This is a genomic window from Pseudomonas sp. S5F11, from assembly GCF_019641515.1.
Lineage (GTDB): Bacteria > Pseudomonadota > Gammaproteobacteria > Pseudomonadales > Pseudomonadaceae > Aquipseudomonas > Aquipseudomonas rhodesiae.
The window spans coordinates 2,379,719-2,392,192 of sequence record NZ_JAIFJZ010000001.1; the positions used below are offsets into that span (position 1 = coordinate 2,379,719).

The 12,474-nt window shown below is 62.8% G+C and carries 5 protein-coding genes; 2 read left to right on the forward strand and 3 right to left on the reverse strand.

Annotated elements, in window-relative coordinates:
* Nucleotides 1-30: 30 nt before the first annotated feature.
* Both K1567_RS10780 and K1567_RS10785 read left to right on the forward strand, forming a co-directional pair.
* The gene (locus tag K1567_RS10780; RefSeq protein WP_220698487.1) at nucleotides 31-5,139 is read left to right on the forward strand and encodes an NEL-type E3 ubiquitin ligase domain-containing protein; all 5,109 of its coding nucleotides are present in this window, start codon (nucleotides 31-33) and stop codon (nucleotides 5,137-5,139) included.
* Nucleotides 5,140-5,315: 176 nt separating this feature from the next.
* The gene (locus K1567_RS10785) at nucleotides 5,316-10,391 is read left to right on the forward strand and encodes an NEL-type E3 ubiquitin ligase domain-containing protein (protein WP_220698488.1); all 5,076 of its coding nucleotides are present in this window, start codon (nucleotides 5,316-5,318) and stop codon (nucleotides 10,389-10,391) included.
* 48 nt (nucleotides 10,392-10,439) lie between these two features.
* Here K1567_RS10785 and K1567_RS10790 read toward each other — a convergent pair whose 3' ends face one another.
* From K1567_RS10790 to K1567_RS10800, 3 genes are read right to left on the reverse strand one after another with little or no spacing between them, the layout of a single operon-like run.
* The gene (locus K1567_RS10790) at nucleotides 10,440-11,177 is read right to left on the reverse strand and encodes a pilus assembly protein (RefSeq protein WP_034096089.1); all 738 of its coding nucleotides are present in this window, start codon (nucleotides 11,175-11,177) and stop codon (nucleotides 10,440-10,442) included.
* A 20-nt stretch (nucleotides 11,178-11,197) separates the two neighbouring features.
* The gene (locus K1567_RS10795; RefSeq protein WP_052229511.1) at nucleotides 11,198-11,722 is read right to left on the reverse strand and encodes a CS1 type fimbrial major subunit; all 525 of its coding nucleotides are present in this window, start codon (nucleotides 11,720-11,722) and stop codon (nucleotides 11,198-11,200) included.
* Complete coding sequence (locus tag K1567_RS10800) at nucleotides 11,719-12,465, reverse strand: pilus assembly protein (RefSeq protein WP_052229510.1); 747 nt, start codon at nucleotides 12,463-12,465, stop codon at nucleotides 11,719-11,721. Before K1567_RS10800 ends, K1567_RS10795 begins: the two co-directional genes overlap by 4 nt.
* Between the last annotated feature and the right edge of the window lie 9 nt (nucleotides 12,466-12,474).

Here is a 12,474-nt window from a genome sequence, read left to right on the forward strand (position 1 = left end):
CGACTCGAACCCATTAAAGAGTCTTTGTTCATGCCCGAACTTCTTCCACTTGAAACTACGCGCAGCACCTATAAAGGCCCGCACTACGGGTTGATCAAACAAACCATTCCAGACTGGATCACCTCCAGCACACCGACAAGGCTAGGCCAACTGAACACCGCCACTCTGACGCGGCCGGCCGGGCTCGCCGGCCTCACCTCGGCGCAGCATCAAGCGCTGCAGGAGGCCAATGCCGACGGCTGGCGCACGCAGAACCAAGTGGACCGGCTGTTAAGCGATATCCAGGATGTCTACGCCTTCGCCGAACCGCGCTTGAAAAAAGCCATCCAGGATAAATACGGCCTCGACCTGAATGTGCAGACCACGTTTCTTTATTTATATATTCCGGTTGCAAAGCCGTGGTACGTCATTGATTTTTCCAACGGCGTGACCACCCGCAAAGTGTCATTACTGGATGCCGCCCTGCATAACTTCGCCAAACGCGAAACATTTGATATCAACTCTTGCTATATCACTCAACCCGACTATCGCGGGCACTTCGCCGTGCTGCCGTTGGACACTACGATGTCGATCCAACAGTTCAAGACCCTGTGCCGTGAGCTGGACCTCGGCGCCCACTACCAACGCTACTTGAACGAGCGTCTGCTGCCTGAAGCCACGGCGGCGCGCACCGAATTGCAGCACCAGGTGATCGCCAGCCAAAAAGCAGCCCTCAAAGTCGCCGCTCACTTGGCCAGCATCCACACTGTCGCGCAACAGCCCGCCGACTTGAGCATGGCCGGCTTCCACCTGCTGATGCGCACGCTGCGCGGTGATCGTGGCGTGATGCAGTTCTATCAATTGAGCATTCTGGACGTGTCCTTGAGCGGCATTCTGCTGATCGCCGCGGACCTGGAGCGGGTAACCAGCACCTCAAAGTTGATCGCCTATATTCCCCATGACCCCGAAAGCCCGGTCAAAGAATACGACTCAAGCCTCGCCTTCATGCAGGACCTGACACGCAAACTGCAAACCAACGCGCCGATCCCGTCGCGCCAGCAGCAGACCTACCAGCAGTTCTTCAGCCAGTTTGTCGATCACACTCAACGCGGGCATTTTTTTGCCAACCTGAGCCAGCGGCTGTGCCGCGTCCAATGGCATCAGTACAGCCCCTTGGACCCTCGCCCCAGCTGGCGCGAAACGCCACTGACCGCCCCCCGCCTGCAGTTTTCCGCGACCCCGATCAGGGGCGACCTGTGGCAATTTCTCTACCAGCAGTCGCTCAACAAGATCCTCAACGACGGGCGCGCCATAGCGGTCTCCACCGCCGACGCCGACACCCACGCGCGCTGGGCCTGGTGGGACAACTTCACCCGCCTGTTATCGGATATTTTCAATGTCGCTCTGATGGTGGTCACGCCGTTCGTGCCTTACTTGGGCGAACTGATGCTGGCCTACACCGTGTTCCAACTCACCTATGATGCGGTCGAAGGCGCAGTGGATTTGAGCGAAGGCCAATTCAGAGAGGCCGGCGAACATCTGCTCACCGTCACCAACGACCTGGTACAAGTGGCCGCCTTCGCCATCGGCGGCAAAGTGGTGGGTGCGTTCAAGCGCTCGCCGTTTATCGACGGTTTGCAACCCGTGCAGGTGGGCGACCGAACGCGCTTGTGGAACCCGGATCTGGCGCCCTACGCCCGCCCCGCGTTGCAGTTGCCGGCCGACGCACAGCCCGATGCCCTCGGCCTGCATGGGCACCGCGCGCAGAAAGTCCTGCGCCTGGAGGGTCAGCACTATGTCGTCGAGCAGGATGAAACCAGCGGCACCTATCGCATCAAGCACCCCACCCGCGCCGAGGCCTACGCCCCCAAGCTCGTTCATAACGAGCACGGCGCGTGGTATCACGAAGGCGAGGACCCGCTGACCTGGGACAGCCGCAGGCTGCGCAGCCGCCTTGGCCCGGTGGTGCAAGGGTTCGACGCGACCCAGCTGGAACAGGCCTGCGAGACCAGCGCCACCCGCGATGCAGACTTGCGCATGATGTACGCCGACCGCGACAGCCCGCCGCCGCTGTTGGTCGACACCCTCAGGCGAATAAGGCTGCGGGCGCAGGTCGACCGCGCACCGGCCCAGGTGCGCACCGGCACCGCCGCTAAGCTGCCGGACAACTGGGCCGCGCAAACCACCAGCGAGCTACCCGGTTGGCCGCCGACCAAGGCCATCGCCGTGTTTATCAACGATGATTTGAGCGGGCACGCCCTCACCTACGGCGCAGCCACACCCAGCGATGCCGACACCCTGAACATCAGCCATCGCGAGGTAAGCGCCGGCCAATTGCCCGAACGCCTCGCTACGTTCTTGAGCGACAGCGAATTCGCCGGCCTGTTGCCCGCGCCGGTCGGGCCTACGTCTGCCGCGCGCATCCAGGCCCTGCGCGGGTTACTGGCGGATAAAGTGGCGCGGGAAAAAACCGCCGTTTTCAACCATCTCTACAGCACCACGGAAGTGGCCGAAACCGCCCCTGGCGAGCTGATTCAACAACAGTTCCCGCAGTTGCCGAAAAACCTGGTGGCCAACCTGTTGCTGCGCACCTCGCCCGATGAGTTGGAAACGCTGAACACGCAACGGCAGATGCCTCTGCGCCTGAAAAACCTGGCAAGGGCACTGGCCAACGAAGTGCGCGCCAGCCACGCAAGCGAGGGGCTGTACGATGACGCGTTGCTGACCCCGGACACCGAACGAATGGTGCTCAATATCCTGCGCCAGCACACCGATGCACTGAGCGACATAAACATCGCCATTCACGAACAGACCGCCCAGGGCCAGGTGCGCTGCCAGGTTGGCGCCGCCGAGGCCGCCACGAGGAAAATCCTGCTGCACACAGGCCCTGGGCAGTACCAGATCCACGATATGAGCAGCGCTGCGCCGCAACCGCAGTTCAGCTTGTACGAAGCCCTGATCTGGCTGCTGCCGCCGGGCAAGATCGACTATGTGGCCGGCCAGGGCGCGATTTTCAAAGCCTGGCTCAAAGAAAAACTGGAACCCTTGAGCAACCGTCGCACGCTGCTGCAAGCCCCCACACGGCGTCAGGTGGATGAGCGCGCCGCCCAATCGCTGTTGCAAAAGCCCATGTTCGACGCCTTTCGCCGCCTGTTTCGGCGCGAACCGCCACAACCGCCGACGCTCAAGGAAACCCTGGTCAGGTTGTGCCCAAGTTTGAGCACCGAGCAGATCGAAGAAGTGACACCGCACCTGAAAACCCCGCAAGCGGAGCAACTGCTCAACACCCTGGAAATCGACCGCGCGGTGCTGGACACAGAGCTGGAGAACTTCTGCAAGCAGAAGCCCAGCCTGACCAAGGCCAGCGCCACGCTGGTGGCCAACGAAATGCTGATGCGCGGCCACATCATCAAGGAGTTAAAAAACTGCTGGGAACAAGGCGCCTATCAACGCCTGCTGCCTGCGCAGGCACGCTCCGGCGGAACGCGGCTGGACCTGAGCGAACTGACCCTGGGGCGCTATATCGCCAGCCTTGAGCCTCTGCGGGCGGACTTCAGCCATGTCACGCGCTTGAATGTCAGCGGCACACGCCTGGGGGATCGGGACACTGGCTTCCTCGACAATTTCCCCAATCTGCGCAGCCTTGATCTGTCCGACAACAACCTCGCCGGCCTGCCGTCACAGCTGCCCAATATCAAGTTCCTGGCCAAACTGAACCTGAGCAATAACCCCATCGCCTGGCGCCCCAGCGACTACGCGATCCTTGAACGCTGCCAGCTTCTGCGCTCATTGAACCTGGAAGGCAATACGCAGATGCGCATCGCTCCGGACCTCAGCCACTTGCCTGAGCTGCGCCGCATGGTGTTGCGGCGAACCAGTATCAGCGCCTGGCCGGCGGGGCTGGACAGCCCGAAACGGGTCACGCCGGAACTGGACTTGAGCAACACCAACGTGCGCACCGTGCCTGAGTTCGCCTCGGATTCGTCGGCGGCACGCATCGTGGCCAACAGTTGGCTGGACCGTACCAAGCTCGAACGCCTCGACGAAGACCGTTTTGTCAGCTATCGCCGCGCCCAAGGCATCGACCCCTATCGCACACGCCCGGTCGGCGACAAAGCCAACCGGGACTACTGGACAAGCGGCCTGGAAGGCGAGGATCTGGACACGGCCAAGGAGGTCTGGGACGAGGTCGAAAAAGAGCACGGCTCCCAGGGCTTGTTCGACGTGCTCCAGCTGCTGCAACCGCCGGAGCGCTTTCAAACCCAGGAAGATGCGCGGTTGTTCCGCCAGGGCCGGGAAGACCTGTCCATACGCGTATGGCAGGTGCTGTTTGCCGTGGACGAGAACCCCCAGTTCCGCGAGCGCATATTCAGCCTGGCCGGCGCGCCCGCCAATTGCGCCGATGCCGGTGCGCAGATCTTCAACCGCATCGGCGTCGAGACGCTGTTGGAAAACATCCTCAAGGACCAAAGCCCCGCAGGCCTGGCCAGCCGCGAGAGCCGCCTGGCGACGTTGGCCAAACAATCCTGGCGCCTGGATCAGGTCAACGAGCGCGCGCGCGCCGAAATCAAATATCGCACCGACCCGATCAGCCAAGGGGGGCTGGGACAAGCCTTCGGCAGTGGAGATAACCAGGTCGACGACGTGCAGGTGTACCTGGCCTACCAGACCGGGCTCAAGGCACGACTCGACCTGCCGTGGCTGTCCGAACATATGGTCTACCGCAACACCGCCAGGGTCACGGAAACCCACCTCAGCCGCGCCGCTCGCTACATTGCCCATCAGGAGCGCGGCAACGGTCTGGTCGACGGCATGCTTGAGCAACCGTTCTGGAACGAATACCTGCAAGAAAAATACGTTGAGTCGTTCAACCAAGCCCTGGAACAACGTGCCGAGGCCGGCAGCCAACTGGAGGACTTGCTGGAAGCGCACCGCGAGTGGGTGAGCCCGTCCGTGAGCGTCGAGCGCAAGGCCACACTGCGCACACAGCTGGTCAGCCTGGCCGACACGTTGAACCTTGCGCAAGCCGAGGTGCTTGAGGAGCAGCCGCTGTCCGACGCGACGGTGAATACCTTCTACGAGCATATCCAGCGCGACTACCGAGATCTGGCACGCCGCCTGACCCGCCAGGCCTTAGAAATCGCAGCGCAAACATCCTGAAGCGTCCCCGCCCCTCGACAGTTGGCGAGGGGCGGTAGCCGGCTATTTTCGAGATGGATAATTTCGAAATCAAACGCCATCCCGTCGTGGTATCCAACCCGGTATTCGCGCTTATTCTCGCCCCCTGCCCTCATTAGACTCGAATGCCTCATGAGCTGATTTCCAGGATTCATTGCATGGCTGACATCCCCTTTGCCCAAGCCTTTAAAGGGCTGCATTACGACTTCATCAACACTGCGCTTCCGCCCTGGCTGACCGCTACCCACCCACAACGCTTCAAAGCTTTACACCACGCTGCACGCCGCCACCCGATCCCTCCCGCCTCGCTACCGCGCCCCCTCAAGCAGGCAGTGGACGCGCACTGGCAAAACCTCAATGCGTTGGATGGGCCGTTTCAAGGCTTGAACGATGTCTACGCCTACGCCGAGGCCAAACTGCGCACGGCGTTGGCCCAGGATTACGGCGACATCGATGTGAAAAATACCTTTCTGCGCACGTATGTCAGCGCCGCCCAGGCCTGGTGGGTGATTGACGTGACCCAGGGTGTCACCAGTCGCACCGTGTCGTTGCTGGACGCGGCGCTGCACAACTTTGCCGACAACGAGCAGTTTGTCGATTACGCATTTCTCTCGCGCCCCGACGCACGGGGGCAACAACGCAGCCTGAGCTTCACCCACAAGGTCAGCGGCGCGGCGCTGACTGTCGAGGGGTTCAAACAACTGTGTCGCCGGCTGGATATCGGCGCGCAGTATCAGGCCCAGCTCAAGAGAGCCCTGGGCTTCGAGCAGCGCAGCGTCGCCTATCGCGTGCGCCAGCACGTGCTTGCCCAGCAGAAAAGCGGCTTGAGCGCGGCCGCGCAACTGGCCGCGCACAAGGGCGATATTCCGCGCAACGCCCTGGCACCGTTGCTGGCCCTGGCCGTCGGCCAACCCGCCGTCGAGTGGGAGGGCCAGCCGCTGCATTGCCACACCCTGGACATGATGAACACGCGGCTCACCGGCATCATCCTGCTGCATAGCCCGCCATCGCCGCCCACGCCGCTGACCCAGGTGCTCGCCTATGTGCCGGACGACCCCGAACACCCGCTCAAGCACTACCCTTCACCGCAGGCCTTCATGGCTGAACTGACCCGCCAACTGCGCGACGTCGAGCACTATCAGGTCTTTTTCAGCCGCTTCGTCGCCCACGACCAACGCGGGTATTTCTTCGCCAACCTCAATGCGCGCCTGAGCCGCGTGCAGTGGCACCACAAAGCGCCCACTGACAGCCAGCCCAGCTGGAAAGACACGCCGGTCGAGCACCCGCATCTGCAATTCAACGTGCAACGCTTCGAGCACGACTACCAGAACCGCTCGACCGTCTCCACGCAAAACGACCTGTGGAACTACTTGTATCGGGTGCGCTTGAACAAGATCGTCAACGATGCCCAAAGCCTCGCCGTCTCGACCCATCGCGTCGATCGCATGGCGCGTTGGGCATGGTGGGACAATCTGGAAAAAATCTTTTCCGACCTACTTAATGTCGCGGTGCAAATCCTCACGCCTTTCATACCCGGGCTGGGTGAACTGATGCTCGCGTACACCGCCTATCAACTGACCGACGAGGTCTTCGAAGGTATCGTAGACTGGGCCGAGGGCCAGGCGCGGGAGGCCGTGGAGCATATGTTTGGGGTGGCGCAGAACCTGCTGCAGCTCGGCACGTTCGCCGCCGGTGCGCAGGTCGCGCAACCGTTGCACCTGAAGCTGTCGGCCTTTGTAGAGGGCCTCAAAGCCGTGCAACTGCCCGACGGTCGCACGCGCTTGTGGAACCCAGAAATCAGCCCTTATGCCGATCCCTCACTGCAACTGCCGGCGCAAGCCCGTGCCGAACCGTCAGGGCTACACCGGCACCAGGGGCAAGCACTGCTCAGACGCGATGGCGAGCACTTTCGGGTGCGCTATGACGCCGAGCGCGACGAACATCGCATCGTGCATCCGCGCCGACCCGACGCCTATCAACCCAGGGTGCAGCTCAAGCGCGACGGCATCGTGCTGCACGAGGCGGAACACCCCCAGACCTGGGACCGTTCGACCTTGCTGCGTCGCCTCGGGCGACCGGTAGAAGGTTTGAGCGATACACAACTGGAGCGTATCCGCCGCATCAGCGGTTGCGACGACGACCTGTTGCGCGGCATCTACCACCACGACCAGCCGCTGCCGCCCCTGCTGGAAGACACCCTCAACCGCTTCGACGCCTATGCCAGTGCCAGCCGCTCCAGCGACAGCATTCGCGTCGGGCAGCCACTGGACCCGGCCTCGGCGTGGTTCGAGCAGACGGTTACCGAACTGCCCGGCTGGCCGGCGGATAAAGCCTTGCAGGTGTATCTACGCGCCGACCTCACCGGCGCCTCTCACCACTACGGCAATCCCGACGCAGCGCCCGCCGACACTCTGCAGATGAGCCTGGCGCAAGTGATGTCCGGCACACTGCCGGAGCGGGTTCTGGCATTTCTCGATGAACCCCAGACCGAGGCGCTGCTGGGCCAAAGTGTGCCGAAACCCCAACGGCTCCAACACCTGCGCAACCTGCTGGCCGATTACGTCAGCCAGCAGGCGCCCGACATTGGCCCCTATATGCACCGTTTGCGCGAGCTGTCCGACGAGCCGCGCACGCGCCTGTTGCGTGAGCACTTGCCGCGTTTGGAGAGCCACGCCATCGACGCGCTGCTCAGCAGCGCCGACAGCGACGAACTGCGGGTGATGGATGAGCACCAGCGCGTGCCGCTGCGCCTGAAGAACCTCGCCGGCGAACTGGATTTCGTCGCCCGCACCACCCATGCCTACGAGGGTTTCTATTTTCCCTGGCAGCAAACCCCGGACAGCGAACGCATGGTGCTCAACACCCTCAAGCATCACAGCGATGCCTTCGCCGACCTGCACCTGCAAATTCGCGAACGCACGGCCGATGGGCCGTTGCGCTGCGAGGCGGGGCCCATGGACGCCCAGGTGCGCCGCACGCTGATCCGCAAGGGCAACCATGGCTATGAAGTGCTCGACGATCAGTTAAAGCATCTGCACGGCCCGGACACGCTGTACGAGTCGATACTCCAGGCCCTGCCCGATCCCACCCGGGAAGCACTGGGCTACAGCACCGGCCAGGGCACCGCGCTGCGCGGCTGGCTGATGCAAACCCTGGAACCCCTGGCCGAACGCCGTATCGCCTTGGCCGAGCCGCCGACACGCGCTCGCGCGGATCGGGAGACCCTGGCCCTGCTGGGCACACCGATGCCGAAAAGAACCGCTCGCGGGCCAACGCAGCCGAGCGCGGATCTGCATCGGGAGGCTCTGAAAACCCTGTTCCCCTACCAAAGTGAAGAACGTATCCAGACCTACATGGATACCGTCGGGCCGCAGGCCCTTGGCGAAACGATCAACACCCTGGTCGTCGAACGCATTCGCCTGAACGGCGAGCTGTCGCGTTGGGCACTGCAGCCAGGCGCCCATAGCCTGAGCGTGGAGCGCGAGTTGCGCGCGTTTATCAGCGCCAGAATCCTCGAATGCTGGGACGATCAGGTACGCGTCCGGGTCGAACATCGCGGTTCAGTGCTGGACCTCAGCGGCCTGGTATTACCGGACGCGTTGCCGACGCTGCAAGCCGATTTCGGCCATGTGGTCGGGCTCAACCTGGCCAGAACCCGCTTCAAGGCAGCGCATGCCGATTTTCTCGCGCGCTTCCCCTCGTTGCGCACCCTCGATCTGACCCACAACCCCCTGACCCACCTGCCGGATACCCTGGTGGACCTGCGCCATCTGGAAAACCTCGACCTGTCGCACACCCTGCTGCAATTACGCGCGCGGGATGTCACCCGCCTGAAAAACCTGCGTTACCTGCGCCGCCTGAAACTCAACCACACCCCGACCCGCCAAGTCCCGGATATCGGGCGCATGCGCGACCTGCACGAACTGGACCTGAGCCGCACGCCCATCGAACGCTGGCCGGACGGGGTGTTCGATGTGCCCCGGCCGCCGCACTGGCTGCTCAACCTGCAAGACACAGCCATTACCGAGGTGCCCGAGGTCGAATTGGGCAGCCCTGCCGCCCTGGTGGTTGCCCGCACGCGCCTGGATCGCGCACGTCTGGGGGCGGTGAGTCGCGAGCGTTTCAGGGCCTACCGCGAATCCGTGGGCCTGGACGCAGACCGCAGCTACGAGCCGCGCGGCGAGAGTGAACCCTGGCTGGCCTACCTGGACGCCACCGCTCAGGACGCCGCGCGTGCGCTGTGGAGTCGGCTGGAACACGAGCATGGCTCCCAAGGCTTCTTTGAAGTGATCAAAGCGCTTGAAGCACCCGACGAATTCCAGAGCGCCGAAGACGAACAGCGTTACACCGCCAACCACCGCACCTTGACGCAACAGGTCTGGGAGCTGCTGGAGGCGGCGGACGCCGACACTGCCCTGCGCCTGAAACTGTTCGAGATGGCCAGTTACCCGGCCAACTGCGCCGATGCCGGCACGCAGATATTCAACGAGCTGGGCGTGGAGGTGTTGGTCCATCAGATTGAACGCTATGCCCCCTCGCCCGAGGTTCACGAGCAGCGTCTGGCCGTGCTGTGCCGGGGCATTGCGCGATTGCGGCAGCTCAACGACGTGGCGCGGGCCGACATCCGCCAGCGCCTGGCGCCGCTCTCCCAGGGCGGCCAGGGCCTGCGGCTGCGCAGCGAAATCGTCGACAACCTGCCCGGCGAGGTGGATGAAGTGGAGGTGTACCTGGCCTACCAGACTGCGTTGGCGCAGCGCCTGGACTTGCCGTGGATTGCGGACCATATGATCTACCGCCTGACGGCCAACGTGAGCGAGGCGCAGATCGACAGCGCGTACCGCCAGGTGCTGGAACTGGGCGAAGGCGACGGCCTGGTCAACCGCATGCTGCTGGACCCACACTGGCGCGGCTGGCTGGAGCAGCGCTATCCCGAACGCCACGCGCAGCATCAGCAAAGGCTTAAAACGCGTCACGGGCAGTTGTTTGAGCTGCAAGACTTGCATGAACAATGGCGCAGGGCACCGACGCCCGAGGCCCTACAGCAGATGCAGGATTTGGCGACCCTATTGGGTATTACCGATGGGCAGTTGCAAGGCGATGACGCTGCGTTTCAGGCCGCCTGCGAGCGCCTGGAAGAAACGCTGGGCTATGACGCCCTGGCGTGGATGCGCGAACAGACGCGCAATGCTTTGCGCGACGCCGGCGACTGGCGCAATCGAGCGCCGAAGCGTTGAACCGCCAGCTCCGGCAGGCGTGCACGGGCGCGCGCCTGCCGGGGTCCGTCAGCGCACTTCGATCCTGCGCTGCGCATCGCCTTCCCACAGATAGAAGCGGTAGACGCGCCCAGCCTTCTTGTCGAAGCTGAAGGTGCGGCCGGGGAAGATATGGTTCTTGGTGGTCGGCGCGCATTCCGTACTGTCATGGCCCGCACAATCCTTGAACTCATCGACCAGTACCACGGTGTTGCCGGCATTGCGCATGACGTAGCGCTGCCCACCGTTCTCGATCTTCGTGTCGAAGCGGCTGTCCTTGGGACGAACGAAAAATACCGTGCCATAGCCAGCCATCACCTGCACGCCACCGGCCAGGGTGTTTTTATAGGCTTCGCGTTCTTCATCGCTGACCTGGAACTCATCGTCTTTCTCCGGCGCCACCGGCAAGTAACGCACGCGGAAGTAGCGCTCCTTGTCACGCTCGCCCATAAACAACAAGCGCGTGCTCTGCACACCGCCGGCCGGCACGATCAAGCGCGCCGGGCTGGCGATCAGGCCGTTGCGCACGCTGCCGTCGGCCTCGGTCTTGAGCGGGACTTCGTCGTAAGTGCCGTCGGGCTTGTAGAGCATTTCGGTGATGTTGACCTTAACGAAAGCGGTCTTGGTGCCGCCGTTGAAAACCCGCTTGAGGTAGGTGCTTTTATCGCCGCGCAGATAATCGTAGAAATCCCCGACATTGATACTCGGCCCCGCCTGGGCACTCAGGGCACACAGCAACAGGCCCAGCCCCGCACATACACGCTTCATAACCGCTCCTTTGCACACCATCATGGCCTCACCGCATCGAACAGCAGCTCGACGCTGCCGTAGTAGTCACCTGGGGTAAACCCATCCGGCGGCTCGACGGCCGAGATATCCAGCAGTACGCGCTTGCCCTGGCGCGCTTCGTCCTGGGGCACCACCAGGGTGTCTTCAAGGCTCAGCACTTGGCCGTTGAACGTGACGCTCAGGTCGATGTAGGTACGCCCGCCGTTGAACAGGGTGGGCAACGCACCCAGGCGCGCATTGATGCCGCCGGCGGAACTCTTGACGTCGAAGTGTTCCCGCAAGGGCCGCAGGCGCCCCGGCACCAGGTCCCAGATCATCTGTTGTTCGCGCTCCAGAAAACCGGGCGTGATCGGCAACACGTAAAAATCCTGGGTGGGGATGGTCACCGACACATCGAACACTTGCACTTCACGAACCGCCTGTACCGCAGGGCTGAACACCGCCCCACCGGTGAGCAGCACCAGGCCCAGCAGGGCCGGACCGCCTCGTTTCCACCCACGATGGGTGCGTTTACTGACTCTCATCCTTTGACCTCATAAGGTTTCTTGTCGCTGCCTTCGATCAGGGTGAAGCGGTAGGTCCGCCCCTTTTGCTTGTCAAAACCAAACGTGCGACCGGGCAGAATGTGGTTCTTGGTGGTCGGCTGGCAGTCCTTGGGATCGGCCGCGGAGCAGTCCTTGAATTCGTCGACCACCACCACACTGTTGCCCGCGTTGCTCAGGCGGTAATGGCCGGCGCTGTCGTCGACGCCGGTCTGGAAACGCGCGTCCTTAGGCCGCACGAAAAACACCGTGCCATAGCCCGCCAATACCGTTACCCCGGCAGACAAAGCGCCTTTATAGGCTTCGCGCTCTTCTTCCGAGAGGGCGAACTCGTCGTCCTTTTCCGGCATCACCGGCACGAAGCGCACGCGGAAATAACGCTCTTTTTCCCGCTCGCCCAGGTACAGCAGACGCGTGCCCTGCATGCCGTTGGCCGGCACGATCAAGCGCGTGGGGCTGGCCATCAGGCCATCGCGCAAACTCGCGTCGGTGGCGGGTTTGACTTCCACCTCTTCGGAGGTGCCGTCGGCGTTGTAAAGGATTTCCAGCACCTGAACCCTGACGAACGCTGTGCTGTCGCCGCTGTTGAACACGCGCTTGAGGTAGGTGCTCTTGTCACCGTCCAGATAGTCGTAAAACACCCCGACATTCAGGCTGGGCCCGGCCTGCGCCCCCAGCGGCAGGCCGCACAGCAACCACAAGGCCCACACATATTTGCTCCACATAACGCTCTC